29 protein-coding genes, 2 tRNA genes, 1 other RNA gene and 1 pseudogene are annotated in these 24,681 nt (G+C 73.2%); 21 read left to right on the top strand and 12 right to left on the bottom strand.

Annotated elements, in window-relative coordinates:
* Positions 1 to 46 precede the first annotated feature (46 nt).
* An RNA gene (gene ffs / locus RKD23_RS19790) (signal recognition particle sRNA small type) lies at positions 47 to 145 on the bottom strand.
* Between the two features lie 72 nt (positions 146 to 217).
* On the opposite strand from ffs, the gene RKD23_RS19785 reads away from it, so the two are divergent.
* From RKD23_RS19785 to RKD23_RS19765, 5 genes are all read left to right on the top strand, one after another.
* Positions 218 to 305, top strand: a tRNA-Ser gene (locus RKD23_RS19785).
* Between the two features lie 192 nt (positions 306 to 497).
* Positions 498 to 719 (top strand): hypothetical protein, encoded by a 222-nt coding sequence (locus RKD23_RS19780; RefSeq protein WP_404036566.1) that lies wholly within the window; start codon positions 498 to 500, stop codon positions 717 to 719.
* A gap of 583 nt (positions 720 to 1,302) precedes the next feature.
* A complete protein-coding gene (locus RKD23_RS19775; protein ID WP_424858286.1) occupies positions 1,303 to 1,851 on the top strand; it encodes a GlcG/HbpS family heme-binding protein in 549 nt (182 codons plus the stop codon).
* A gap of 101 nt (positions 1,852 to 1,952) precedes the next feature.
* Complete coding sequence (locus RKD23_RS19770; protein WP_424854866.1) at positions 1,953 to 2,552, top strand: ankyrin repeat domain-containing protein; 600 nt, start codon at positions 1,953 to 1,955, stop codon at positions 2,550 to 2,552.
* Positions 2,549 to 3,649 carry a YncE family protein gene (locus tag RKD23_RS19765; protein WP_424854865.1) on the top strand — a complete coding sequence of 367 codons (1,101 nt, stop codon included), beginning with the start codon at positions 2,549 to 2,551 and terminating at the stop codon, positions 3,647 to 3,649. The genes RKD23_RS19770 and RKD23_RS19765 overlap by 4 nt, the downstream gene beginning before the upstream one ends.
* Before the next feature lie 2 nt (positions 3,650 to 3,651).
* Here the strand turns inward: RKD23_RS19765 and RKD23_RS19760 are convergent, their stop codons facing one another.
* The 8 genes and pseudogenes from RKD23_RS19760 to RKD23_RS19725 all read right to left on the bottom strand — a co-directional run bounded on the left by RKD23_RS19760 (position 3,652) and on the right by RKD23_RS19725 (position 11,574).
* Positions 3,652 to 4,278, bottom strand: coding sequence for a response regulator (locus RKD23_RS19760; RefSeq protein WP_424854864.1), 627 nt, complete (start codon positions 4,276 to 4,278; stop codon positions 3,652 to 3,654).
* Positions 4,275 to 5,459, bottom strand: a complete 1,185-nt coding sequence (locus tag RKD23_RS19755; protein WP_424854863.1) for a histidine kinase — start codon at positions 5,457 to 5,459, stop codon at positions 4,275 to 4,277. Before RKD23_RS19755 ends, RKD23_RS19760 begins: the two co-directional genes overlap by 4 nt.
* Before the next feature lie 94 nt (positions 5,460 to 5,553).
* Positions 5,554 to 7,176, bottom strand: a complete 1,623-nt coding sequence (locus tag RKD23_RS19750) for a copper resistance CopC/CopD family protein (protein ID WP_424854862.1) — start codon at positions 7,174 to 7,176, stop codon at positions 5,554 to 5,556.
* Positions 7,177 to 7,431: 255 nt separating this feature from the next.
* A pseudogene (locus RKD23_RS19745) lies at positions 7,432 to 7,586 on the bottom strand (SDR family oxidoreductase); the annotation flags it as partial.
* Between the two features lie 77 nt (positions 7,587 to 7,663).
* Positions 7,664 to 8,440, bottom strand: coding sequence for an SDR family NAD(P)-dependent oxidoreductase (locus RKD23_RS19740; protein WP_424854861.1), 777 nt, complete (start codon positions 8,438 to 8,440; stop codon positions 7,664 to 7,666).
* Positions 8,437 to 8,910, bottom strand: a complete 474-nt coding sequence (locus RKD23_RS19735; RefSeq protein WP_424854860.1) for a cupin domain-containing protein — start codon at positions 8,908 to 8,910, stop codon at positions 8,437 to 8,439. The genes RKD23_RS19740 and RKD23_RS19735 overlap by 4 nt, the downstream gene beginning before the upstream one ends.
* On the bottom strand, positions 8,907 to 9,515 hold the full coding sequence (locus RKD23_RS19730; RefSeq protein ID WP_424854859.1) for a GNAT family N-acetyltransferase: 609 nt from the start codon (positions 9,513 to 9,515) through the stop codon (positions 8,907 to 8,909). Before RKD23_RS19730 ends, RKD23_RS19735 begins: the two co-directional genes overlap by 4 nt.
* Entirely contained in the window at positions 9,508 to 11,574 is a 2,067-nt protein-coding gene (locus RKD23_RS19725; protein WP_424854858.1) for a penicillin acylase family protein, read from the bottom strand. The genes RKD23_RS19730 and RKD23_RS19725 overlap by 8 nt, the downstream gene beginning before the upstream one ends.
* A gap of 175 nt (positions 11,575 to 11,749) precedes the next feature.
* On the opposite strand from RKD23_RS19725, the gene RKD23_RS19720 reads away from it, so the two are divergent.
* From RKD23_RS19720 to RKD23_RS19705, 4 genes are all read left to right on the top strand, one after another.
* Entirely contained in the window at positions 11,750 to 12,346 is a 597-nt protein-coding gene (locus RKD23_RS19720; protein WP_424854857.1) for an HhH-GPD-type base excision DNA repair protein, read from the top strand.
* A gap of 86 nt (positions 12,347 to 12,432) precedes the next feature.
* The gene (locus tag RKD23_RS19715) at positions 12,433 to 13,080 is read left to right on the top strand and encodes an HdeD family acid-resistance protein (RefSeq protein WP_424854856.1); all 648 of its coding nucleotides are present in this window, start codon (positions 12,433 to 12,435) and stop codon (positions 13,078 to 13,080) included.
* Between the two features lie 304 nt (positions 13,081 to 13,384).
* Positions 13,385 to 13,702: a hypothetical protein gene (locus RKD23_RS19710; RefSeq protein WP_424854855.1), complete on the top strand. Its 318-nt coding sequence runs from the start codon at positions 13,385 to 13,387 to the stop codon at positions 13,700 to 13,702.
* Between the two features lie 50 nt (positions 13,703 to 13,752).
* Complete coding sequence (locus RKD23_RS19705) at positions 13,753 to 13,881, top strand: hypothetical protein (protein WP_424854854.1); 129 nt, start codon at positions 13,753 to 13,755, stop codon at positions 13,879 to 13,881.
* 143 nt (positions 13,882 to 14,024) lie between these two features.
* Here RKD23_RS19705 and RKD23_RS19700 read toward each other — a convergent pair whose 3' ends face one another.
* Positions 14,025 to 15,593: a helicase HerA-like domain-containing protein gene (locus RKD23_RS19700; RefSeq protein ID WP_424854853.1), complete on the bottom strand. Its 1,569-nt coding sequence runs from the start codon at positions 15,591 to 15,593 to the stop codon at positions 14,025 to 14,027.
* 104 nt (positions 15,594 to 15,697) lie between these two features.
* On the opposite strand from RKD23_RS19700, the gene RKD23_RS19695 reads away from it, so the two are divergent.
* Positions 15,698 to 15,994, top strand: a complete 297-nt coding sequence (locus RKD23_RS19695) for a type II toxin-antitoxin system VapB family antitoxin (RefSeq protein ID WP_004943146.1) — start codon at positions 15,698 to 15,700, stop codon at positions 15,992 to 15,994.
* 159 nt (positions 15,995 to 16,153) lie between these two features.
* The gene (locus tag RKD23_RS19690) at positions 16,154 to 16,798 is read left to right on the top strand and encodes a LytR C-terminal domain-containing protein (protein ID WP_424854852.1); all 645 of its coding nucleotides are present in this window, start codon (positions 16,154 to 16,156) and stop codon (positions 16,796 to 16,798) included.
* Positions 16,799 to 16,943: 145 nt separating this feature from the next.
* On the opposite strand, the gene upp is transcribed toward RKD23_RS19690, so the two are convergent.
* Positions 16,944 to 17,579 carry a uracil phosphoribosyltransferase gene (gene upp / locus RKD23_RS19685; protein ID WP_404036629.1) on the bottom strand — a complete coding sequence of 212 codons (636 nt, stop codon included), beginning with the start codon at positions 17,577 to 17,579 and terminating at the stop codon, positions 16,944 to 16,946.
* 95 nt (positions 17,580 to 17,674) lie between these two features.
* Here upp and RKD23_RS19680 point away from each other — a divergent pair, with 95 nt between their 5' ends.
* From RKD23_RS19680 to RKD23_RS19640, 9 genes are all read left to right on the top strand, one after another.
* Entirely contained in the window at positions 17,675 to 18,202 is a 528-nt protein-coding gene (locus RKD23_RS19680; protein WP_424854851.1) for a response regulator, read from the top strand.
* A 314-nt stretch (positions 18,203 to 18,516) separates the two neighbouring features.
* Positions 18,517 to 19,050 carry a hypothetical protein gene (locus RKD23_RS19675; RefSeq protein ID WP_424854850.1) on the top strand — a complete coding sequence of 178 codons (534 nt, stop codon included), beginning with the start codon at positions 18,517 to 18,519 and terminating at the stop codon, positions 19,048 to 19,050.
* An 11-nt stretch (positions 19,051 to 19,061) separates the two neighbouring features.
* Positions 19,062 to 19,571 (top strand): tRNA adenosine(34) deaminase TadA, encoded by a 510-nt coding sequence (gene tadA, locus RKD23_RS19670; RefSeq protein ID WP_424854849.1) that lies wholly within the window; start codon positions 19,062 to 19,064, stop codon positions 19,569 to 19,571.
* Positions 19,572 to 19,628: 57 nt separating this feature from the next.
* Positions 19,629 to 19,713: transfer RNA gene (locus tag RKD23_RS19665), tRNA-Ser, on the top strand.
* A 176-nt stretch (positions 19,714 to 19,889) separates the two neighbouring features.
* A complete protein-coding gene (locus RKD23_RS19660) occupies positions 19,890 to 20,069 on the top strand; it encodes a hypothetical protein (protein WP_404036638.1) in 180 nt (59 codons plus the stop codon).
* Positions 20,066 to 20,359: a Dabb family protein gene (locus RKD23_RS19655; RefSeq protein ID WP_404036641.1), complete on the top strand. Its 294-nt coding sequence runs from the start codon at positions 20,066 to 20,068 to the stop codon at positions 20,357 to 20,359. The genes RKD23_RS19660 and RKD23_RS19655 overlap by 4 nt, the downstream gene beginning before the upstream one ends.
* Positions 20,360 to 20,500: 141 nt before the next feature.
* A complete protein-coding gene (locus RKD23_RS19650) occupies positions 20,501 to 21,364 on the top strand; it encodes an RNA polymerase sigma factor SigF (RefSeq protein ID WP_404036644.1) in 864 nt (287 codons plus the stop codon).
* Positions 21,365 to 21,710: 346 nt separating this feature from the next.
* Positions 21,711 to 22,622, top strand: a complete 912-nt coding sequence (locus RKD23_RS19645; protein WP_424854848.1) for an RNA polymerase sigma factor SigF — start codon at positions 21,711 to 21,713, stop codon at positions 22,620 to 22,622.
* A gap of 574 nt (positions 22,623 to 23,196) precedes the next feature.
* The gene (locus RKD23_RS19640; protein ID WP_424854847.1) at positions 23,197 to 23,475 is read left to right on the top strand and encodes a hypothetical protein; all 279 of its coding nucleotides are present in this window, start codon (positions 23,197 to 23,199) and stop codon (positions 23,473 to 23,475) included.
* A 30-nt stretch (positions 23,476 to 23,505) separates the two neighbouring features.
* Here RKD23_RS19640 and RKD23_RS19635 read toward each other — a convergent pair whose 3' ends face one another.
* Positions 23,506 to 23,700, bottom strand: coding sequence for a hypothetical protein (locus RKD23_RS19635; RefSeq protein ID WP_404036652.1), 195 nt, complete (start codon positions 23,698 to 23,700; stop codon positions 23,506 to 23,508).
* Positions 23,701 to 24,194: 494 nt separating this feature from the next.
* Between RKD23_RS19635 and RKD23_RS19630 the strand changes: the two genes are divergently transcribed.
* A complete protein-coding gene (locus RKD23_RS19630) occupies positions 24,195 to 24,680 on the top strand; it encodes a MarR family winged helix-turn-helix transcriptional regulator (RefSeq protein ID WP_424854846.1) in 486 nt (161 codons plus the stop codon).
* The last annotated feature ends 1 nt before the right edge of the window (position 24,681 follow it).

Genomic DNA, 24,681 nt, shown 5'->3' with positions numbered 1-24,681 from the left:
GGGGACGCGGGCGGACGAGCGTGGATGCGGGGCCCGCGGGAGGGGGAACGCAAACGCCCCCCACGCACCCGCCAGAGCCGACCTACCCTTGCTGCCTTCCGGCCCTGGGGGAGTTCAGTCAGATAGCGCCGCGTGAGGGGCTGCGCCAAGGGTACCCGATCCCGGCCTGGGGGAACGAGTTCGCGAGCACACCTCTCGGTCATGTAATGTTCCCAGCGGAGGATTCGCCTAGAGGCCTAGGGCGCACGCTTGGAAAGCGTGTTGGGGGCAACCCCTCACGAGTTCGAATCTCGTATCCTCCGCCAGCCCAGAGGGGCCGGACCACGCAAGCGGTCCGGCCCCTCTGGCGTGAAAGCGGCCCGGGCATGCGCTGCCCGGCATTTGTTTCGCTCGCCAGGCCCCGAAACCCCAGGTCAGTGGCCCTGGCCGGGTCAGGGTCGTAAGGATCTGTGCCCACGGCCACAGCGGGAGAGCCGTGCGCAGGCCCATACTGAGCCATGACAAAGCCTGCTGCACCCAAGCGTCATCTGCCCACCAGCCCCTTCAAGGCCCCGGTCGCACCGGCCCCGAAACACTTCGCCCTGGGCGACCAGGTCTCGCATGACGTGTACGGCCTCGGCCGGGTCATCGGCATCGAGGACGGCATCGCGGCGCTCGTGGACTTCGGCTCGACGCAAATGCGGATCCTGAGCCCGTACGGCAAGATGACCAAGCTGTAGAACCGCAGTGCCCGGTCACGGCACACCAGGCCCCTTCAGGGACCTGTAGCGAAAGAGAGACCTCTCATCGATCTGACGTCGCTGTTCTCCGCCCGGGAAGGGCAGACCCGCTACTCGGCCGCGGCAGCGCCGCGTCCGGCGACCAACCCCTTCCAGTCCCCCGACTTCGGGGACGACGAGACCGTGCCGCTCGAGGACGTACAGGAGCCCACCTGGGGCAGGCGTACGGCAGGGTCCGAGGCGGCTTAGCACCACGCAGGACGCTGGCTCCGGCAAGGCGATACGAAGGGCCCCGCTGATCATCGGCGGGGCCCTTCGTCATGCGCGGCGGTGCGGGCCCGCTGCAGGGCCGTGCGGCCGTCCGCGGCGACCTGCACCGCATGGCCCTCCCGCCTCCAGGTGTCGGGTCATCCGAACGGACGACCCCCGGGTCATCCGTTCCGCACCTCGCGTGCAGCCTCTCCGCCGACCGTCCGGGCGCGGATCCGGCCGGAGGATCGAAGCAATGGCAAGGCCGACGACAAGACAGGCCGAGGCACACACGAAGGGCTCCCCCGTCATGCAGCACGCTCGTAAGAAGACCCTGCGGAACCTGTCCACCCGTACCCGCCTCCTCACCGGCGGCGCCGTCCTGGCCGCCGTCGCCGCGGGCACGTTCGGCAGTGTCGCCGCGAGTGCCGCGGACGCGCCGAAGGCCGCCGCTCCGGTCGCCGCCGCGCAGAGCGACACCACGCAGACCACGCACCTGACGATCGACGCCGCCACCGACGCCGCCGAGGCCGCGCTGGAGGCCGCCGAGAAGGACGGCCAGCGCGTCTCCGTCGCCGTCGTCGACCGCAACGGCAACACCGTCGTGACCCTGCGCGGCGACGGTGCCGGCCCGCAGTCCTACGAGTCCGCCGAGCGCAAGGCGTACACCGCCGTGTCCTGGAACGCGCCCACCTCCGAGCTGGCCGAGCGCCTGGAGCAGGCCCCGAACCTGAAGGACATCCCCGGCACCCTCTTCCTCGGCGGCGGCGCGCCCGTCACCGCCAAGGGCGCCCCGATCGCGGGCATCGGTGTGGCCGGCGCCCCGTCCGGCGACCTCGACGAGAAGTACGCCCAGGCCGGCGCCGCCGCGCTCGCCAAGTGACATCGGTACGCCGGGCCCGCCGCGCGAGGTGGGCCCGGCGTACGTGTCGGAGGACGCCGATGATCAGAGCCGTACTGACCGGGCGCGGCAGGAGGAATCCCTTGACCGCCTTCGACCACGAACTGCTGCAGGCCGCCCAGCGCGGCGACACCGCGACCGTGCGCCTCGCCCTGGACGCGGGCGCCGACGTCGAGGCCCGTGACGGGGACGGCCGGACCCCGCTGCTGCTGGCCGCGCTCGCCGACCACGTCGGCACCGCCCGGCTGCTCCTCGCCGCGGGCGCCGACCCGAACGCCCAGGACGACCAGGACGACAGCCCCTGGCTGGTCACCGGCGTCACCGGCAGCGTCGCCATGATGCGGCTGCTGCTCCCCCACGGCCCCGACCTGCGGCTGCGCAACCGCTACGGCGGCGTCTCCCTCATCCCCGCCGCCGAACGCGGCCATGTCGCCTACGTCCGGGCCGTGCTGGACGAGACCGACATCGACGTCGACCACGTCAACCGGCTCGGCTGGACCGCCCTGCTGGAGGCGGTGATCCTCGGCGACGGGGGCCGCGCCCACCAGCAGATCGTCGAGCTGCTCCTGGCCGCCGGCGCGACACCCGACCTCCCTGACGGGGACGGCGTCACACCGCTGCGGCACGCCGAGCGCCGCGGCTTCGAGGAGATCGCCGCCCTGCTGCGGAGGGCCGCCCGGTGAACCGCCGTGCCTTCCTGGGGGCCCTGGCGACAGTGACCGCCGCCTCCGCCTGCACGCCGTCCGCCGCTCCGCAGAAGCCCCGCGCGGAACGTCGTACGACCGGCTCCGCCGCCCCCTCCTCCGCCGGACTTCTGCTCGTCACCGACTTCGGGGCCGACACCGTCACCTTCGTCGACCCGGCGAGCGGGCCCGTGGCCTCCGTGCGGGCCGGAACCGCCCCCTACGGCCTCGCCCTCGGGGACGACGGGCGGGCCTGGGTGGCGGCCGCCGAGGGGGTCACGGTGATCGACACCCGGGCGCGGCGGCGACTCGAACTGATCCCCTACCGGACCTCCCCGACCCGCCTCGGGCCGCCGGCGTACGGCGAGTACCGCGGCGGCGGCATGGGCATCGCGCTCGCGCCCGACGGGCGGTACGCGTACGTCGGGGTCAATGTCCCCGGTGGGAACGGGGTGCTCGAAGTCGTCGACACGGCCGCGCGGAAGGTCGTCCGGACCGTGCCCGTCGGGCGCAGGCCGTTCGATGTGGACGTCTCCCGGGACGGCTCCGAGGTGTACGTCACCGGGCACGACTCCTTCGACGTCACGGTCGTCCCCGCGCGCGGGCGCCCGCGGCGGATCGAGGTCGCCCCCTACGGCACCGAGGGCGGGCTCGGCTCCTGGCTGAAGCCGCACTACGCCGCCGTACGGCCGTCGGACGGGCGGCTGCTGCTGCCGTTCGAGGGCGAGAAGCTGGTGGTGGTCGATCCGCGCACGGGGCGGTCCCGGGTCGAGGCCATGACCGCGAACACCCATCAGCACGGGGTGGCCGTCACCCCGGACGGGACGCTGTTCGTCGTCGGGACCGGGCCGATCGACCCGGCCTCCGACCGGGGGCCGTCCCTGACCGTGCGGACGCCCGACGGGCGGGAGCGGGTGCATCCGCTGGACGGGCCGCACGAGGACGTCGCCGTGTCGCGGGACGGGCGCACCGCCTACGTCACCGGCGGGTTCACCCGGGACGGGTACTGGGACGGCATCACGGTCGTGGACCTGGCGACCGGTCGCACCCGGCGGCTGCCCGCGGGGCACCGGCCCCTCGGCATCGCGGTCCTGTGACGTCACGGCACGAGACGCTGCTCCTTCGCCACCGACACCGCCGCCGCGCGGGTGTCGACGCCGAGCTTGTCGTAGATGCGGCGCAGGTGGGTCTTCACCGTGGCCTCGCTGATGAAGAGGGTGCGGGCGATCTCGCGGTTGGGCAGGCCCTGGGCGAGGTGGGTGAGGATGTCGCGCTCGCGGGGTGTGAGGGTGGGGCGGGGGCTGCGCATCTGGGCCATGACCCGGCCGGCGACCGGCGCGGACAGCGCGGTGCGGCCCTCGGCGGCGGCGTGGATGGCGGCGAAGAGTTCCTCGGGGCGTTCGGCCTTGAGGAGGTAGCCCGTCGCGCCCGCCTCGATGGCGCGGGTGATGTCCGCGTCGGTGTCGTAGGTGGTGAGGACGAGGACGTGCGGCTTGTCGCCGGTGCGCGAGGCGACGATCCGGCGGGTGGTCTCCACGCCGTCGATGCCCTCGCCGAGCTGGAGGTCCATCAGCACCACGTCCGGCTCCAGCTTGCGGGTCAGCGCGATCGCCTCCTCGCCGCTGCCCGCCTCGCCGATCACCTCGATGTCGGGGGCGCTGGCGAGGAGGGCGAGCAGGCCGGCGCGGACCACGACGTGGTCGTCGCAGACGAGGATGCGGGTCATCGGGGCTCCACTTTCGGCTCCAGCGGGATCGCTGCGGACAGGACGGTTCCTTCGCCCGGTGCGGACTCCACGGTCAGGGTGCCGCCGAGCTGGCGCAGCCGGGCCCGGATGGCGGGCAGGCCGTAGCCGCGGGCGGCGGACGCCTTCTCGGACCGGGGGTCGAAGCCACGCCCGTCGTCCGCCACGTCCAGCACGATCTGGTCGTCCAGGCAGGTCAGGGTGAGCGTGGCGGCGTCGGCGTGGGCGTGCTCGCGCACGTTGGCCAGGGCGCCCTGGGCGATCCGCAGCAGCGCCGACTCCACGGGCGTGGGCAGCTTCGGCACCGTGCCCTCGGTGTGGACGCGCACCGTCAGGTCCGCGCCGCTCTCCCGCTCGGCGACCGCGCGCAGCGCCTCCGGCAGGCCGCCCGCACCGGCGAGGTCGGCGGGGGTGAGGTCGTGCACGAAACGGCGGGCCTCGGCGAGGTGGGACTCGGCGATGGAGGCGGCCGTGCGGATGTGGGCGCGGGCGGTGTCCGGGGCGGTGTCCCAGACCCGGTCGGCGGCCTGGAGGAGCATGCGCTGGCTGGACAGGCCCTGGGCGAGGGTGTCGTGGATCTCGCGGGCGAGCCGCTCGCGCTCGGCGAGGGTGCCTTCGCGGCGCTCGGTGGCGGCCAGTTCGCGGCGGGTGCGGATCAGGTCGTCGATGAGGGCGCGCTGCCGGGCGGCCTGCCGTTCCATGACGACGAAGACGGCGGTGGCCACGGCGGCGACGGCGGGCGGCGCGAGCAGGACGTTCGGGTCCGCCCAGCCGGCCAGCTTCAGCTGGGCCCCCACGGTCAGGGCGGTGAGCAGCGCGACCAGGGTCACCGCGGCCCGCGCCGGCAGGGTCCGCAGGCCGGTGTAGAACAGCGGGACCGCGCACCAGGCGAAGCTCGGCGCCATCACCACCAGCACCGCCCACGCGCCCACCACCGCACCGAGCCACACCAGCCGGCGTGCGCTGAGCCGGGTGCCGAGGGCCGGGCCCAGCACGTACAGCGCCGCCAGCAGCACCGACAGGGCGATCACCCAGGGCGTGCGCGGGTCACCGGCGTGCCGGGCGAGGTAGCGGGCCAGGGACGCGCCGAGCAGCACGAAGAAGGCGGTGTGCATGACGACCGCGAGGGTGCGGGTGTCGTCCCGTTCCTCTCTGGGAGTCATTCGCCTTGCCTTCCCTGGCCGCGCTGAACTGGGCAAACACCTTCATTGTTCCCCCGGTGCGGCCCTTCGGGGGTCATCCGTTCGGTTGACCCCTTCAGGGGCCTATGACCACGGGGGCCGTCTCCGTCACCTGGTCCAGCTCCGAGGTGCGGACGGTGAGCTTCATGGTCCAGGTGCCGGGGAGGGGGAGGGTGACGGCGTCGGTGCCCCAGTAGCCGCCGAGGTTCTTCAGGCGGGCGTCGAGGGGGCCGACGTCCTGGTCGGGCAGGGTGAAGGAGATCCGCAGCTCGGGGACGGTGACGATGCCGCCGTCGGGGCCGAGGACGACGGCCTGGACGGCGTTCGCGCCGGCTCGCGCGGGGTCCAGGGAGACCTGCACTTTGCCGTGGCCGCCGGGGGTGCCGACGTCGAAGGGGACGGTCACGGTGGAGGTGACGCGGTCCGCTGACGCGAAGGTCCCGCCCCCGGCGGCTTCCGCGGCTTCCGCGGCTTCGGCGGACCGGCCGGGGAGGGTGGCCGTGAGCAGTGTGGTGAGCACCAGGACCAGGACACCGACGGCCGCCTCGGTGAGGACCGAGCGCCTGGGGGTGGCGAGCCGGTTCGTCCAGCGGCGCGAGAAGGCCGCCGCCGCCAGCAGTACGGCCACCGCGGCGAGCTTGGCCGCCAGGATCCTGCCGTACGAGGTGCCGGTCAGGGCGTCCAGGGAGCCGAGGCCCCGCCAGGACTGGTAGACGCCGGTGAGCACCAGGACGGCCACGCAGGTGAGGGCCAGTCGGGAGAAGCGGGCCGTCGCCTCGGTGGAGGGGGTGCTGCGCAGGAGGGCCGCGAGGCCGCCCAGCCACACCGACATGGCCAGCAGGTGCAGGGCGGTCGAGGCGATCGCCGCCGGCACCTGGACACCGGCCGAGGCGTGTTCGGCGGTGGCCCAGGTGAGGGCGAGTCCGACGGCGAGGGCCGCGCCGGTGCGAGGGGCCCGGGCGGGGCGTCGTAGATACAGGGCCGTCGCCGCGAGCAGGGCCAGCCGGGCGAGGAGAGTGAGACCCGGACGCCCGCTCAGGGTGCGGGTGAGCGCGGCGGGGTCGAGGGCCGTCGCGAGGCCGGTGCCCGCCTCGTACGGGGCGCGGAGCAGCAGCAGGGCGAGCGTGGCCACGAGGAGGGTCCACCAGCCGGTGCGCAGCAGCGGGCGCAGCCGGGCCGGGTCCGGGGGACGGCACACCTCCACGAACGCGGCGGTGCCGAGGAGCAGGGCGGCCGCGAGGTAGGCGAGGTAGCGGGCGGTGTTGTGGAGCGTGGTGGTGGCCGGGTCCTCCGAGGGGGCGGTGGCCGCCACGGTGGGGGTGGGTTCTCCCACCGAGAAGGTGAACGCCCCGGAGACCGGGTGGCTGTCGGCGGAGACCACCCGCCAGGCGACGGTGAAGGTGCCCCGCCCCAGGTCCGGCGGCAGGCTCACCTGAACCGTGTCGCCGCCGTCCGCGGCGTGGCGTGGCTCTCCCGTGCGCACGCGGTGGCTACCGGGGTCGAGCACCCGGATCGAACCGTCCAGCAGGGCCACGGACTCGGTGAAGGTGAGGGTGAGGTCGCGGGGGGCCGACCGCAGGACCGTGCCGTCGCCGGGGGTCGTGCCGCGCAGAGCGGCGTGGGCGGAGGCCGGGGTGGCCGGGGCGAGCAGGGTGAGCAGGAGGAAGCCGAGCAGGAGGGCAGACCGGATGCGTCGCACGTCGTACGGGTACGGATCTCCGAGCCGTTCTGCTCACCTCGGCGTCGGGGGCGGGGTCACCGGCCCCGCCACAGCGACACCCCGCCGTCCGCGACCAGGTCCTGGCCGGTGATCCAGGACGCCAACGGGGAGGCGAGGAAGACGCGTCCGCCACGTCCTCCGGCCGGACCAGGCGGCGCAGGGCGCGGCCTCGCGCCAGCGGTGCACGCCCTGGGGCGGCTCACCACCCCCGCGGCACCGGCACCCCGCCGCCTCCGGCCGCGCCGACACCCCGCCGTCCACGGCCAGGTCCTGGCCGGTGATCCAGGACGCCAGCGGGGAAGCGAGGAAGACGCAGGCGTCCGCCACGTCCTCCGGCCGGCCCAGGCGGCGCAGGGCGCGGCCTCGCGCCAGCGGTTCACGCCCTGGGGCGGCTCACCACCCCCGGCCGGGGCGGGCTCACCACCCCCGCGGCACCGGCACCCCGCCGCCTCCGGCCGCGACGGCCTCACCACCCCGGCCGCGCCGACACCCCGCCGTCCACGGCCAGGTCCTGGCCGGTGATCCAGGACGCCAGCGGGGAGGCGAGGAAGGCGCAGGCGTCGGCGATGTCCTGCGGGCGGCCCAGGCGGCGCAGGGGAGCGGACTCGTGCCAGCGGTTCACGCCGTCCGGCCAGGTCTCGGTCAGGCCGGGGCGGTCGATCAGGCCGGGGGAGACGGTGTTGACGCGGACGTCCCAGGCGCCGTACTCCAGGGCGGCCGCGCGGGCGTGCATGACGACGGCGGCCTTGGAGGCGCTGTAGTGGGCGTGGCCGGGGGCGGGGCGGTGGGCCTCGACGGAGGCGATGTGGGTGACCGAGCCGCCGTCGCCGTCGCGCATCACCTCGGCCGCAGCCTGGGTGCAGGCGAACACCGGTGTCAGGTTGGTGTCGACGACCTCGCGCCACTCGTCCGCCGTCATGCCGGGCAGGTCGCGCACGGGCTGGACGGCCGCGTTGTTGACGAGGGCGTCCAGCCGTCCGCCGCCCCACCGCGTGGCCTCGCGCACCAGCGCGCGGCATGCGGAGGGGTCCGTCAGCTCGGCGGTGAGGACGGTCGCCCGGCCGCCGGAGTCCGCGATGCGCGCGGCCGTCTCGTGGGCCGCCGTCACGGCCGTACGGCAGTGCAGGGCGACCGCCGCGCCCTCCTCGGCGAACCGCAGGGCGATACCGCGGCCGATGCCGCCGCCCGCGCCGGTGACCAGGGCGACCCGGTCGTTCAGGAGTCCGTACCGCCGCTCGCTCATGGCCGGCACAGTGCCATGATCCGGTCGGCCTCGGCGGGGTAGCGCGCCGTGAGGCGGCCGGCGTCGCCGTGCTCGTAGTCCTCGTAGGTGAAGCCGGGGGTGGTGGTGCAGCCGAAGAACGTCCAGGCGCCCGGCGGGACGACCCGGCCGCCCATCCAGGTGCCGGCGGGCACGGTCAGCTGCGGCTGCTGGCCACGGCGCACGTCCGGGCCCAGGACGGTCGTACGGGACGTGCCGTCCGGGGCCAGGAGCAGCAGCTCCAGCGGGTCGCCGAGGTAGAAGTGCCAGGTCTCGTCCGACTTCAGGCGGTGCAGGGCCGAGTAGTCGTCCGCGTGGAGCAGGGCGACGATCGCGGTGCCCTCCGGGCGGCCGTCGGGCCGGTCGGGCCCGGTCCAGGTGCGGCGGAACAGGCCGCCCTCGCGCGGTATCGGCTGTAGGCCGTAGTGGTCGACGAGCTCCTCCGGCGTCATGCCGGGAAGGCTACCTCCCGCGTGATGAAGGCGAGTTGGGCGTTCTTCTCCGGCAGGTACACGTCCGGCAGGTCGATCTCGGGCAGCACGACCGCCGGCCCCGCCTCGAAGCCCAGCTTGTGGAAGAGGGCGACGGCCTTGTCGTTGCGCACGTCGGGGTCGACGACGATCCGCCGCCGGTCGAGGGTGAGCAGGGCGTACGAGAAGATCGCGCGGGCCAGTGCGCCGGTCCAGCCGGGCCGGGCGCCGCCGGGGCCCGCGGGGGCGAGCAGCAGGTGGATGCCGATGTCGCCGGGGCGGACGTCGTAGCACTCGCTGACCCGGTCGGCGTCGGGCTCGTACGTCTGGAGGAGGGCGACCGGTTCGCCGTCGCGTTCGAGGAGGAACGCGTGGTGGGTGTCGAGGGTGTCCATGTGGGCGTAGATCTCGGCCACCTGAGTCTCGGTCAGGTCGGTCATGCCCCAGAAGGCGGCGCGTTCCTCGCTGACCCAGCGGTGCAGGAGCGGGGCGTCGGCGGCCGGGTCGAGGGGCAGCACGCGGACGGTGCCGAAGCCGTCGATCTGCTCGGTGTGGACGGCCTCGCGGGAGGCGTACAGGTCAGACATCGGTCTCCTTCTCCAGGCGGTCCCAGTCGGTGACGACCGGGGCGAGGTCTCCCGCGAGCCACAGCGGCAGCTGGTCGCGGTGGTGGGGCGAGCCGGGGACGCCGGACGCGCCGTACGGCACGATCCAGCGGCTGTTCTCGCGCCGGGCGAGGTCCCACACGAAGCGGGCCGCGGAGGCGCGGGCGGCGAGGTCGGTGACACCGGGGACGGCCGAGGTGCACAGCACGCAGTCGCTGTCTCCGGACAGCCCCGGTTCGTCGTACGACGTGCTCGGCAGGGCCCGCCAGGGGGCGAGGCGGTGGGTGTCGCCCCAGGTCGCCTCGGGCAGGACGGCCGTCTCCTCCAGGGCCCGGCGGACGAGGGCCGGGCGGTCGATGCCGTACAGGTCGTCCGCCCGCAGCAGGTTCTCCAGCGCGAAGCCGACGCGCGGCACGAGGGCGAGCCAGGGCAGCAGGATCTCCGAGTGCGCGGGCGGCTCGGCGAGCGCGGCGAACACGGGCTGCGCGGCCAGGGCCCGGACGACCCGGGTGCGCAGGGCGGCGTAGGCGGCGGCGTCCCGGCTGCCGGCGTCCATACGGCGGTCCCAGCGCAGGAGCCGGTCGCGGAGGGCGGCGGCGCGGGCGCTGAGGGGCTCCTCCAGGGCGGCCAGTCGCTCCAGGAGGGCCGCGGCGGAGGCGAGGTGGGTGTCCATGTGGAGGGCGGGCATGTCCTGCGGCGTCCACCGCTCCTTCTCGGAGAGCAGCGCGGTGATGCGCTCGGCGCGGTGGTGGGGGGCGAACTCGACGCCGAGCGGGCCGGCCAGGCCGCGGGCGTTGGCCATGACGGCGACGCCGTCGGTGAGTCCGGCGCGGGGCATGGTGTGCCAGCCCTGCCAGTCGTGGCCGGGCTCCCAGGCGTCGACGATTCCGACCCGGTTGGCCTCGGCGCGCACCGGCACCCGGCCGGCGACCCGGTGCAGGGTGCCGCCCTCGGTGTCGGCGGCCTGCAGGACGTTGACCGGCTCGGCCCACAGGTCGGCGGCCCGGTCCACGTCGGCGACCGTGCGGGAGCGCAGCAGCGGCAGCAGGGCGGCGAAGCCGAGGTCGCCGGTGACGCGGGCGGCGTAGCGCAGGCTGAGGGCGAGCGGGGTGCCGTCGTCGAGGCCCTCGGGGCCCCCGGCGACGACCGGGCCGCGCTCGGTCTCGACGACCTCGATCCGCACGGCCTGCTCTCCCGCGACCTCGATGGTCTCGGTGTGCGTGGCGGCGCGGTGCCACTGCCCGTCGGGGCCCAGGGCCTCCACGCCGGCACCGGTACGGCGCAGCCGCTCCCGGTACAGGTCCTGGCAGTCGGCCATCGCGTGGGTGATGGCCCAGGCGACGGTGCCGGCGTGCCCGAAGTGCGCGATACCGGGGACGCCGGGGACGGCGAGGCCGACGACGTCGAACTCGTCGCAGGCGAGGCGGATCTGCTGGTAGACGCCCGGGTCCTCGATGTAGCGGTGCGGGTCGCCGGCCAGCAGCGGGTGCCCGCTGACGGTGCGTTCGCCGCCGAGCAGCCAGCCGTTGCTGCCGAGGGTGCCGGGGCCGTCGGTGGCGAAGAGCGGGAGCGCGTCGGGGCCGAGGTGACGCCGCAGCAGATCCCGCCAGATCTTGGCGGGGAACCCGGCGAACGGCACGTGCGCGGTGAGCCACACCGCCAACGGCGTCCACGGCTCCCAGCGCCCGGGGGCGAGCCCGACCCGCGCGAACTCGGGCGCGACCGCCTCCGCGAGTCCCTCGCCCACCCCTTCGGCATACGCACGCACCCACGCGGCGCTCTCCGGGTCGGTCCGCTCCAGACGGTCGTAGCACCGGCGTGCGGTGTCGACGAGCCGGAGCCTGCGGGCGAACACGTCCCACGCCAGCGCCTCCGGCCCGAGGAACGCCGCCGTGGTCCCCTGGGCCCTGTGCCGCTCGACCTCCACCTGCCAGGCCCGGTCGCGCGCGGTGACCCGGCCCTGGGCGCGGGCGAGTGCGAGGGCGCTGTCCGCGCGCAGGTGCGGGATACCCCACGTGTCCCGGTAGATCTCGGCGGTCACCTCGACCCCTTTTCGCTTTAGGTAAGCCTTGCCTAAGTCTGCTCGCGGATCGTACGCGACACGGCGGGACCGCGACGGGGTGGGGTCCGGCGGCGGCCTCGACGCCCGATTCGGCGCCGCGCTCCCGTAGCGCGCTCGCGTGGAGGGCTGACCCGTTCGGAGGGATGATCGGGGGATGGACGTCACGCTGCACCTCGCCCAGGACCCCGCGGCCGACGAACTGCTCGGCCGCTCACCTCTCGCCGCGCTGGTCGGGATGCTGCTGGACCAGCAGGTTCCGATGGAGTGGGCGTTCAAGGGGCCGCGGACCATCGCCGACCGGCTCGGCGCGCGGGACCTGGACGCCCACGACATCGCCGCCCAGGACCCGGAGGACTTCGCCGCGTTGCTGTCGGAGAAACCGGCCGTGCACCGCTACCCCGGCTCCATGGCGCAGCGCATCCAGCAGTTGTGCCACTACCTCGTCGAGCACTACGACGGCAACGCCGAGCTCGTCTGGAAGGGCGTCCCCGACGGCCGCGAGCTGCTCCGCCGTCTGGAGGACCTCCCCGGCTTCGGCAAACAGAAGGCCCAGATCTTCCTCGCCCTCCTCGGCAAGCAACTCGGCGTCCGCCCGGAGGGCTGGCGCGAGGCGGCGGGCTCCTACGGCGAACCGGACGCCTTCCGCTCGGTCGCCGACATCACGGGCCCGGAGTCCCTGTCCAAGGTGCGCGCACACAAGCAGGAGCTGAAGGCAGCCGCAAAAAGAGCCAAGGCAGGAGAAAAGGCCTGAGGGCGGTCTCCTCAGGAAGGGGCGGACGTCACCAGGACGGACTCCGCCAGGTAGCGGAACGCCGTGGGCCGGTCGAAGCATTGATCATGACCGAGTACGACGACCGCCGCGTCCATGCCGGCGCACCCCCGCGCCCCACCCCCCACGGCCCCCGTGAGCCGGAACCCCCCTTCGAGGGCCCCCTCCACGCCCTCTCCCGCGCCGCCTGGCAGGTCGTCCTGCTGACCGGCGTCGCCTCGCTGATCCTCGGCGTCCTCGTCCTGGTCTGGCCCGGCGCCAGCCTGTTCGCGGCCGGCATCCTCTTCGGCCTCTACCTCGTGATCAGCGGGGTCTTCCAGCTCGTCGCCGCGTTCGGCACCCACCGCACCACCGCCCTGCGCGTCCTCGCCTTCATCAGCGGCGCCCTGTCGATCCTGCTGGGCCTCTTCTGCTTCCGCGGCCCGATGCAGTCGATCCTGCTGCTCGCCCTGTGGATCGGCATCGGCTGGCTCATCCGCGGCATCACCCAGACCCTGGCCGCCGCCTCCGACGGCTCGATGCCGGCCCGCGGCTGGCAGATCCTCCTCGGCGTGCTCACGTTCCTCGGCGGCATCGTGCTGATCGACTCCCCCTTCGAGTCGGTCGCGGTGCTCACCCTCGTCGGCGGCATCTGGCTCGTGGCCGTCGGCGCCGTGGAGATCGTCACGGCCATCGTCATGCGCGGCCGCGCACGGCAGGTACCGCACACCCTGTGAACGGCGGGCGTAATCCGACGCCCTCGGGGACCGTCACCGCCGCCGACATACCCGGCCGCACCCGGGCCCGACGGCACCGGGGAGATCCTCACGGCATCGTCATGCGCGCCCGCGCCCGACAGGTGCTCGCACCCTGTGAACGGCGCGCGCGATCCGCCCGCCTCACGGAAATCACCACCGCCGCCGACATGCCCGGCCCGCCCGGAAGGTGCCGCCCACCCCGCAGGCGGCGCGTGTGGTCCGAGCGGGCGGTTCTCGGCCGCGGGGTGCTGACGCCGGGGCCGGGCCGGGCACAGCACCCGGCATGAGCACCACGCCGCGCCTCGTCCGCAGCCGCCGCTGGCTGCGGGCGCTCGCGCTGGCGCTCGCCCTGCTGCTGCCGGGTGCGCCCTCGGCGGCGGCGGGCCTCACGGCACCGGCCGCCCTGGCGGTCCCCGGCGAGATCGTCGAGTACGACGTCCTGGACACGGCCCTGCGCCCGCCGCACCGCGTCCTGCCCCGGCCCGCCGCGCCCCCGCGCCCGACCCCGGCCCCACGGCGGCCACCCGCCCCTCGTGTCCCGGCCGCCCCGCTCCCGTCGTACGGCCCGGACGTGCTGCGCACCGTGGTCCTGCGCTGCTGACAGAGCCGCTCCCCCCAGGCCCTGTCCGTCACGACGCAAGGAGCACCGAGATGCCCTCGGACCCCTACGCGGTCCTGCGCGCCCTGCTGCGCGCCGAGGCCGTGCGCGGCACACCCAAACCCGAGCGGAAGCGGCAGGAGCCGCGCCCGCCGGCCCAGGAGCGCGAAACCCGCCCCTGAGCACCCGAGCCGGGCGTCCCTCACCGGGCGCCCGGCCCTCAGCGGGCCCACGTGCCTCACGCGCCGCCGGTCTCAGACCTCGTCCCGCTCCGGCTCCGCGTCGCGCAAACGTCCGCCCTGTCCCTCACCACCTCACGCGGCCCTCACCGCCGGCGGCGGGCCGTGCCGAAGAGTGAGCGGGTGATCTCGCGGCCGACCTGCGTGCCGATGGAGCGGGCCAGGGACTTGAACATGCCGCTGCCGACGACCTGCTCCACCATGGACGGCTCCTCCTTCGGGGCCTTGGCGCGTGGCTTGTCCGCCTCGGGCGCGGGCGGCTGCGCAAGCTTTTCGTAGGCCGACTCGCGGTCCACAGCCTGTGCATAACGTTCGTAGAGCGGCGACGACGTCACCGCGCGGTCCAGTTCGGCGGGCTCGACCGGGCCCATCAGGGACTGCGGCGCGCGCAGTCGGGTGGCGGCGACCGGCGTAGGGGCGCCCTTCTCGCTGAGGACGGTCACGACGGCTTCGCCGGTGCCGAGGCCGGTGAGGAGTTCCTCCAGGTCGTAGGCGGAGTTCGGGAAGGTCTTCACCGTGGCCTTCAGGGCCTTCTGGTCGTCCGGTGTGAAGGCGCGCAGGGCGTGCTGGATCCGGTTGCCGAGCTGGGCGAGGACGTCGGCGGGGACGTCCTTCGGGGTCTGCGTCACGAAGAACACACCGACCCCTTTCGAGCGAATCAGTCGGACGGTCTGCGTGATGGCGTCCAGGAACGCCTTGGAGGCCCCGTTGAACAGCAGATGGGCCTCGTCGAAGAAGAACACCAGCTTCGGCCGGTCGACGTCGCCCACCTCGGGCAGGTCGTGGAAGAGGTCGGCCAGCAGCCACATCAGGAAGGTCGAGAACAGCTGCGGTTTGTCCTGTACGGCGGCCAGCTCCAGGACCGAGACAATGCCGCGCCCGTCCCCGGCCGTCCGCAGGAACTCGGCCGTGTCGAACTCCGGCTCCCCGAAGAACGCGCCCATCCCCTGCGCCTCGAAGGCGGTCAGCGACCGCAGGATCACCCCGGCCGTGGCGGTGGACAGGCCGCCGAGGTTCCTCAGCTCCGCCTTGCCCTCGTCGGAGGTCAGAAAGGCGACGACCGCCCGCAGGTCCTTGAGGTCGACCAGCTCAAGACCCTTGGTGTCGGCGTAGTGGAAGATCAGGCCGAGGGACTGCTCCTGCGTCTGGTTGAGCTGCAGCACCTTCGCCAGCAGCACCGGCCCGAAGCCGGTGACGGTGGCCCGGACCGGGATGCCGTGGCCGAGGCCGCCGAGGGCGTAGAACTCGGCCGGGAAGCCGGTCGCCGACCACTGCTGATGCACCTCGGCGGCCCGCGAGCGCACTTTGTCGTTCTCGGTCCCGGGCGCGGAGATCCCCGACACGTCCCCCTTGATGTCCGCGAGGAACACCGGCACGCCCTGCGCCGAGAGCTGCTCGGCGATCAGCTGGAGCGTCTTGGTCTTGCCGGTGCCGGTCGCCCCCGCGACGAGGCCGTGCCGGTTGAGGACGGCCAGCGGGATGCGCACCTGCGCGTCCGGCAGACAGACCTCGTCCCACAGCAGCGCGCCGAGGTCCAGGGCGGGGCCGGTGAAGGCGTACCCGGCGGCGATCCGAAGGGCCTCCGCGGGGAGGGCCGGGGCGCCGCCCGGGGTCTCCCGGCCGGTGGTCTCGGGCATGGTCTCGCGGTCGCTCATCTCGGACCCCTGTTCCGGTTCACCCCGATTCGCGGCATCTTTTCCAGAGTCGCACTCCGTCTCCATGGCTGCGCCCGGAACGTCTTGACCGGTAGGCTTTCCGTGTGATCTTCAAGCGCATCGGAAACGGCCGGCCGTACCCCGACCACGGCCGGGAAAGCACCCGGCAGTGGGCGGACGTCGCGCCGCGCCCGGTCCGCCTCGATCAGCTCGTGACGACCAAGCAGCAGCTCGACCTGGAGACCCTCCTCGCCGAGGACTCCACCTTCTACGGCGATCTGTTCGCACACGTCGTCAAGTGGCAGGGCGACCTCTACCTGGAGGACGGCCTGCACCGCGCCGTCCGCGCCGCGCTCCAGCAGCGCCAGGTGCTGCACGCGCGCGTCCTCGAGCTGGACTGACGCGAGCCGCCACTCATCCGTCGGCCCTTCGGGCGTCGGCTCTTTCGACGTTGACCCGTTCGGCGTCGGCCGTCCGGCGTTGGCCCTTTCGGGTTGGTCCGTGCGGCGTCGAATGATCATCTAGTAGGCATCGCCGCCCGGTCGCACTACGCTGCGCCCATGAGCATGCTGACTCCCCCTGGCATGGGCGGCCAGTACCGGATCACGGGGGACAAATACCCACGAATGCGTCGCCCTCGGCGGCGTGGCAGGGTCGTCCTCGCGGTCGTCGCCTCCCTCGCCGTCCTCGGCACGGCCGGCTGGGGCACGTTGCAGCTCATCGACGTCTTCTCCGGCGGCGACGGGGACAGCGCCACCGCGGCCGGCTCCACGGCCGACTGCACCCAGAAGGCGAGCCCGTCGCCCAGCGCGGCCGCGGCCCTGCCCGAACCGCGCCGGATCACCGTCAACGTCTTCAACGCCACGACCCGGCAGGGCCTGGCCAAGCAGACCGCCGACGAGCTCAAGAGGCGCGGCTTCCGCATCGGCGACGTCGGCAACGCCGGCGCCCAGTACGACAAGAAGATCAACGGCACCGGCCTGCTCCTCGGCCCGGCCGGTGCCCAGGACACCTCGCTGCCCGTCCTCGCCACCCAGCTCACCGGCGCGGAGCGGCGCACCGAGCCCGGCCGCAAGGGCACGGCCCTCGACCTGATCATCGGCAACAGGTTCCGCGCGCTGACGCCCAAGGCGGACGCGGCCCAGGCCGTGACGAAGCTGACGGCACCGGCGCCGGCCCCGAGCACGTCGAAGAAGACCTGCTGAAGGGTTTTTCGGGGGCGCGGGGAACTGCGCGAGCAACCACACCGAACGGAAAGCCGCGAACGCACCCGTGGGCCTATGGCGATCCGGCGTCTGCGGGTTCGTCGTGGTTGTTCGCGCAGTTCCCCGCGCCCTTCAAGAGGGCGTTCTACTCGGCGGCGCCGTACATGCGGTCTCCCGCATCGCCCAGGCCCGGCACGATGTAGCCGTGCTCGTTGAGGCGCTCGTCCACGGACGCCGTCACCACGGTCACCGGCGCGCCCGCCAGATCCCGCTCCATGACCTCGACGCCCTCGGGGGCCGCGAGCAGCACGACCGCCGTCACGTCGTCGGCGCCCCGCTTGATCAGCTCCTGGATCGCCGCGACGAGCGTGCCGCCGGTCGCCAGCATCGGGTCCAGGACGTACACCTGCCGCCCGGAGAGGTCCTCCGGCATGCGCGTGGCGTACGTCGAGGCCTGGAGCGTCTCCTCGTTGCGGATCATGCCCATGAAGCCGACCTCGGCGGTCGGCAGCAGCCGCACCATGCCCTCGAGCATGCCGAGGCCCGCGCGCAGGATCGGCACGACGAGGGGGCGCGGGTGGGAGAGCTTGACGCCCGTGGTCCGGGACACCGGGGTGTCGATGTCGACCTGTTCGGTGCGCACGTCCCGCGTGGCCTCGTAGGCGAGCAGGGTGACCAGTTCGTCGGCGAGACGCCGGAAGGTCGCGGAGTCGGTGCGCTGGTCGCGCAGCGTGGTGAGCTTGTGGGCGACCAGGGGGTGGTCGACGACGTGGAGACGCATGTCCATAACAGTAACCGCGCTCTCTGTCGCCGCGCGCTGGCGTGGAACCACCCGCGCGGGGGACAGTGGGAGGGACGGACCGGGGTGGTGAGCCGATGCCAGACCTGCCTGACCGCGAGGGCACCGAACGCGGAAGCCGCGAGGGCCGTGACGACGCCGGCGACATAGCCGGGGCCGCCACGCCGGGCTCCCGTACGACCGCGAACAGAACACCGGGCAAGGGACCGGCCGCCGATGCGCCGTCCGCACGCGGCAGGGGCCGGGGCAGGGCCGCCACCGGGACGGGCACAGGCGGGGCCGGGACGGACGACCGGGGCTCGGCGTCGCGCGGCGGCACCCGCAGTGCGGCCCGCAGCGGCAGCGGCACCTCAAGTTCCGGCTCGGGTGCCGGCTCGGGCGGCGCCTCCCGCGGTGCCTCCGCCGGAACCGGCGACCGACCCACCGACGGCTCCGACGGCGCCGACGAGCAGGTGGCGGAGTCGGACGGCGAGCGGCGTCGGCGGCGCGCCCGGTTTCTGCGGGAACTCGCCGAGGCGAGGGAACTGCGTGACCGGGTTCAGCCGCGGCGTGCCAAGGCCGCGCGGCTGCGGCACGCGATGCGCATGAGGACGTTCCGCTGGTAGAGAACCGCCGCTCGGAAAGATCACGGCGGAACGGGAAGATCCGCTCCTGTCACGGGCGTTGACCTTGCCGGGCGTGCGTGGGCCGCGGCAAAACCCGCGTACGATCCGCTGGTGGCGGCGACGAGCGCGCCGGTGAGCCGATCGCAGGTACGCGATCGAAACTGCCGGACACAGGGAGCCGAAGACGTCCCCTGGGCGCCTTGTTTCTGCCACGATTCCGAGTGGGTGGGGCTCGGAGCCTGAGCTCTCTCCGCCCGTAACCTCCGCCGGGGGGACCCCCAACCGGCACGCCTCTGACCAGTGGGAGAGTCACGGTGTACTTCGCCGCACTGCTCGCGCGCACCGAAGACGGGTGGGAAGCGAGCGACACAGAGCTCGACGATGTGGAGACCCTGTCGGATCTGGCCGACCTGGCCCGGGAAGCCTCTCCCGACGAGGACACCGTTCTCGTCCTGATCGAGCAGGAGGACGCCTGGTTCGGCGTCGTCCGCATCGACGGCGAGGACGACCCGCGGATCTATGTCTCGGACGCGGCCGCGGCCGCCCGCAGCAGCTACGGGGAGATCCTGCTCACCGACGAACTGCTCGGCCGGGAACCCGGCGACGAGGACGACCTGGACGCCCTCGACCTCGACGGCACCGAGGACGGCGAGGACGGTGACGACGACTCCGACGAAGCCGGACCGGCCGCCACCGCCGACGCCGTACCGCACGGGCCGGTCGGCGACCCCGGTGTCCTCGACGACCTCGGCGTCAGCGAGAAGGAGCTGAAGTCGCTGTCGGCGGACGCGCTCACCGAGATCGCCGAGGCCCTCGGTGCCTCGGAGGTCCTGGAGACCGTCCGCTGACCGCTCAGGACATGACCGCGTACGACCCGACCGGCGGGGACACGGGCGACCGTGTCCCCGACCCGGTGCGCGACCGCTGGCGGGCTCCGATGCGGCTCGCCCTGCGGGAGGCCGAACTGGCCGTCCGCGGCGGCGACGTGCCCGTCGGCGCCGTCGTGCTGGCCGCGGACGGGACGACGGTCCTGGCGACCGGCCACAACGAGCGCGAGGCCGGCGGCGACCCCACGGCCCACGCCGAGGTGCTCGCCATCCGGCGCGCGGCCGAGCGGCTCGGCGAGTGGCGGCTGACCGGCTGCACCCTCGTGGTGACGCTGGAGCCGTGCACGATGTGTGCGGGTGCGATCGTCCTCTCCCGCGTCGACCGTGTCGTCTACGGCGCCCGCGACGACAAGGCGGGCGCGACCGGCTCGCTCTGGGACGTCGTACGCGACCGGCGGCTCAACCACCGGCCCGAGGTCGTCGAGGGCGTCCTCGCGGACGAGTGCGCGCGGCAGCTCACGGACTTCTTCCGGGGCCGCTGAGGACCGGCCCGAATACCGATTTCTGACCTGGGCCCGGCGTGCTGTAAGGTCTCCCTCGGTAGCGTGTCCGAGCGGCCGAAGGAGCTCGCCTCGAAAGCGAGTGTGGCGCAAGTCACCGAGGGTTCAAATCCCTCCGCTACCGCTCGAGAAAAGGGCCCCGTCGCAAGACGGGGCCCTTCGTGCGTTCCCCGGGCGGTGAGGTGTCGACCGGCAGGGCGTTGGTCGTTGAATACGGCCTCTAGTTACACTCGCCGCCGGTGCACGGGCGTCCGTGACCATGACAGGTGACATCGGCAGGCGACGACAGGGGAGGCCGCGGTGGCGGTGAACGCGAAGAAGATCGCCGTCTATGTGCTCGTGGTCTTCATCCTGTACCTGATCATCACGGACCCGGCCAAGGCGGCCGACTACGTGCAGATAGGGTTCGAGGGCATATCGGACGCCGCGAAGGCCATCGGCGACTTCATGACCTGGGTCGCCCACGGAGGTAAGTCATGATCCGCCATCTGGTCCTCTTCAAGCTCAACGAGGGTGTCGACCGCGACGACCCGCGCGTCATCGAGGGTGAGAAGGCCTTCCGCGCCCTCGACGGCGAGATCGCCGAGCTCCGCCACTGGGAGCTGGGCTGGAACCTCAGCGACCGCCCCATCGCCTACGACTTCGCGATCAACTCCGCGTTCGAGGACGCCGAGGCGCTGCGCCGCTACGTCGAGCACCCCGCGCACCAGGCGGGCGTGGCTCTGTGGCGCGAGTTCGCCACGTGGGTGATCGCCGACTACGAGTTCTGACCCGCTTCCCGACGGCCCCGCACCTGAACGGTGCGGGGCCGTTGTGCGTCTTATGCCCTGATTCACCCCAACTCGTACCTCAACACGGCGTTATGCGGTGCTTGCACACAGTGGGCATGTCTTGTGATGCTATGACCGCTTTTGACGGATGAGTTGACCGATGAAGAGGTGGCGTTGACCGTGTCGGCCAGTACTGCGCCGCCCCAGGAAGAGGCTCCCGCTCCGGCCGCTCCGCAGCGCAGCCGAGGGGCGGACACCAGGGCGCTGACACAGGTGCTCTTCGCCCAGCTCAAGGACCTCCAGCCGGGCACACCGGAGCACGACCGGGTGCGCGGGGCGCTCATCGAGGCCAACCTCCCGCTCGTGCGCTACGCGGCCGCCCGCTTCCGCTCCCGCAACGAGCCGATGGAGGACGTCGTCCAGGTCGGCACCATCGGGCTCATCAACGCCATCGACCGCTTCGACCCCGAGCGGGGCGTGCAGTTCCCGACCTTCGCGATGCCGACCGTCGTCGGCGAGATCAAGCGCTACTTCCGCGACAACGTCCGTACGGTCCACGTACCGCGCCGGCTGCACGAGCTGTGGGTGCAGGTCACCAGCGCCACCGAGGACCTGACCACCGCCTTCGGGCGCACCCCGACAACCGCCGAGATCGCCGAGCGGCTGCGCATCACCGAGGAGGAGGTGCTGTCGTGCATCGAGGCCGGGCGCTCGTACCACGCGACCTCACTGGAGGCCGCGCAGGAGGGCGACGGGCTGCCGGGCCTCCTCGACCGCCTCGGCTACGAGGACCCGGCCCTGGACGGCGTGGAACACCGGGACATGGTCCGCCACCTCCTGGTCCAACTCCCCGAACGCGAACAGCGCATTCTGCTGCTGCGCTACTACAGCAATCTCACCCAGTCGCAGATCAGCGCCGAACTCGGCGTCTCCCAGATGCATGTCTCGCGGCTGCTCGCGCGCAGCTTCCAGCGGCTGCGCATGGCGAACCGCATCGAGGCCTGACCGGACCGGCGCCTGGGGTTGCCTTGAGTGCCTTGGGTGCCTCGGCGGCTCGGGTGTCTCGAGGGGTGCTGGAGAACAGGTAGAACGCGTGCGCGAGGCATAACCTGCGAGAGCGAATCGTCCACCTGCGCTGTTGCTGTCGAAAAAGCCCTGAAAAACCGTCACACCCCCTGTTTCCAGGGCCGATTCACATCTCGCATGTCGACATGTCACTACAGCGTGTTGCCGACATGTGACATTCTGCGGGAAGCGCGTTTGCCGTGGCTCCGGCTCCGGTATTCAGGTGAGGGCTGTGCTCCTCGGCATGAGGGCCGGCCGCGACCGTCCGCGACCCAAAGGGGGTGGCATGTCCGCAGACAAGGGCAGCTCGAAGGTGCTCACGCTCACGAAGAGCGAGTCCGCGCCCGACGCCGCGTTCGACGACGCCGCGGTCCTCGAGGCCGCGCCGGCCCAGGACCTCCCGGCCGCACCTGTCCCTGCTCCGCCGGCCTCGGGGGACATCGACACCCGCACCCTCTCCCGCTCCCTGTTCCTGCGGCTCGCCGCCCTCGACGAATCCAGCCCCGAGCGTGCCTACGTCCGGGACACCCTGATCGAGCTCAACCTCCCGCTCGTGCGGTACGCCGCGGCGCGCTTCCGCTCCCGCAACGAGCCGATGGAGGACATCGTCCAGGTCGGCACGATCGGGCTGATCAAGGCGATCGACCGGTTCGACTGCGAACGCGGCGTGGAGTTCCCGACGTTCGCGATGCCGACCGTCGTGGGCGAGATCAAGCGCTTCTTCCGCGACACGTCGTGGTCGGTGCGGGTGCCGAGGCGGTTGCAGGAGCTGCGGCTGGCGCTGACCAAGGCCAGCGACGAGCTGTCCCAGAAGTTGGACCGCTCCCCGACGGTCGCCGAACTCGCCACCGTGCTGGGCGTGTCCGAGGAGGACGTCGTCGACGGCCTCGCGGTCGGCAACGCCTACACCGCGTCCTCGCTGGACTCGCCCGCCCCCGAGGACGACGGCGGCGAGGGCTCCCTGGCCGACCGCCTCGGCTACGAGGACACGGCCCTGGAGGGCGTCGAGTACCGCGAGTCCCTCAAGCCGCTGCTGGCCAAACTCCCGCCCCGCGAGCGGCGGATCATCATGCTGCGCTTCTTCGCCAACATGACCCAGTCGCAGATCGGCGAGGAGGTCGGCATCTCCCAGATGCACGTCTCCCGGCTGCTGACCCGCACCCTGGCCCAGCTGCGGGACGGCCTGATCTCTGACTGACCCGAAGGCGCTGTGCGCGAGGCTTCTCATTTGACGCCCCGTCAGCCACCATGTCGCGATGCCTCGAGCGACGGACGCCTCCACCTCTACGACACACGGCCGCCGACGCGCCCTGCTGGGTGCTTCGGCGGCCGTCGTCTGCCTGGGCTCCGTGACGTTGAGCGGCTGCGGGGGTGGTGGTGCGGGGGAGGGTGGCTATACGGCGGTGGGGGCTCCCGGGGGTCCGGGGGGTTCGGTTGTCGCGCCGACGGGTGGGGTGACTCTGGTGCCGCTGGTGCCGCCGGATGGAGAAAGGCGGGTACCCGTCGAGGGGCGGAGTCCGGCGGAGGCAGGCCCACGTCCGTCGGGGCCGACGCGGCGGGAGGGCGTCACTCCTGCGCCCACCGCGGCGGAGTCCCGGAGGCCCTCCGGGGCCGGCTCCACGTCGCCCTCCGGTGGGGGCCGTACGCCGCCTCGGCCACCGTCGGCATCGCCGCCTGCGTCGTCGCCGGGGCCGTCGCCGTCGCCCTCCCCCTCCCCGTCGCCGTCACCGTCGCCGTCACCGTCGCCGGCCGAGCTGAGGGTGGGTGAACCGGTGCGTGAGGCTGTGGCGGAGCGCTGGTGCGAGGACGTGACGCTGGAGATGCACAACGCCGGTGGTACGGCGGTGCGTTCGGGGACGGTCACCTTCGGTACGCACATCATCGGGGCGCTGGGCATCGACTGGGGCACGGTGAGGTCGACGGAGGACCTGCCGGTGCCGATCGCGGCCGGGGCCCGCGCGGAACGCACCTGGAAGGTGTGCGTGGAGGCGTGGCGGGTGCCGCTCGGAATGCACGTCGAGACGCGGGACGTCTCGGTGGACTGGGCCTGACGGGCGGCCGGGGCCGGCCGCCCGCCCGCCTTACTTCAGCGCGAGCCAGGCGACAGCCGCGACGACCGCGACCGCCACGACGACGCCGAGGATCAGACCGACCCGAGGGCCGGAAGAGGCCTGCGGGCTGCTGCCGGCCTGCGGCGCCTCGTCGACGAACGCGCGGAACATCTGGGTGCTGCCGGCGGGGTCGTAGTTGCCCTGCGGGTCCTGGGTGTTGGCCATGGGCCGCGAGCCTAGCGAATCCGACTGCGCGGCCCAAGCGGCGGGTACACCTGGGGCAGGCCGACCTTACGAAACCCGCCCACCCGCGGGGCGGGGCGCCGCCTCTCCGGGTGGACCGGCCCAGGGCCCCTGGTGCGTGCCGCTTCTGCCGAGGGGCGGGCCGGCGGGATGTCGCTTCTGCCGGTGGGCGGGCTCGGCGCCGGTGGGGTGAGCTACTGCCGGTGGGTGGGTCCTCGCCGGTGGGGTGTGCTTCTGCCGGTGGGCGGCTTCCAGGCCATGCGGGGTGTCGTCGCTACCGCCGGTGGGCCGCCTCGCAGCCGGTGGGGTGCTGCCGGTGTTGGGTGGGGCAAGGCCGCGAAGCGGCGAGGGCGGGCGGGTTTACGTTCGCGATGCTTGGCTTTGCCAACTTTTTATGGGAGGTCCGGCCGGTTTCGTTTGCCTGCGGCAACCATCTACTTCTATGGTTGCCCTAAGCAACAAATCAGGAGGTGCCCATGGCCGAGCAGGCGTTGTACGAGGAACTCGCCCGCCAGCTCAGCGCCGTAGGCGCCGTGAAGCGCGGAATGGCGAGGATTCTGCCGCCCGACTGCCCGGCGGGCTCGGCCGCGGTGCTGACGCTGCTGGACAGGAACGGCGACATTCGCATGAGCCGGCTCGCGGAGCTGCTCTCGGTGGACATGTCCGTCACCAGCAGGCACGTCGCCCACGTGGCGGCCCGCGGCTGGATCGAGCGCTCCCCCGACCCGGCGGACAAACGCTCCAGGATCCTGCGCCTGACCCCCACGGGCCGCGCCCGGCTCGACGAGCTGTCCCGGCGGACGACCCACCTGCTGGCCACCCGCCTCGGCGACTGGACCGACGACGAGGTGGGCCAGCTCATCCGGCTGATGACCCGCCTGCGCGACAGCTTCGGCGACTGCCGGGCCACGTACGCCGAAGAACCACAGCAGACCACCCGTACACCCGCGGAATCGAAGTAAG

Source organism: Streptomyces sp. SAI-170 (genome assembly GCF_049739565.1).
Lineage (GTDB): Bacteria > Actinomycetota > Actinomycetes > Streptomycetales > Streptomycetaceae > Streptomyces.
Note: the sequence above shows the minus strand (reverse complement) of the source record. Positions and strands in the feature narration are given on the sequence as shown.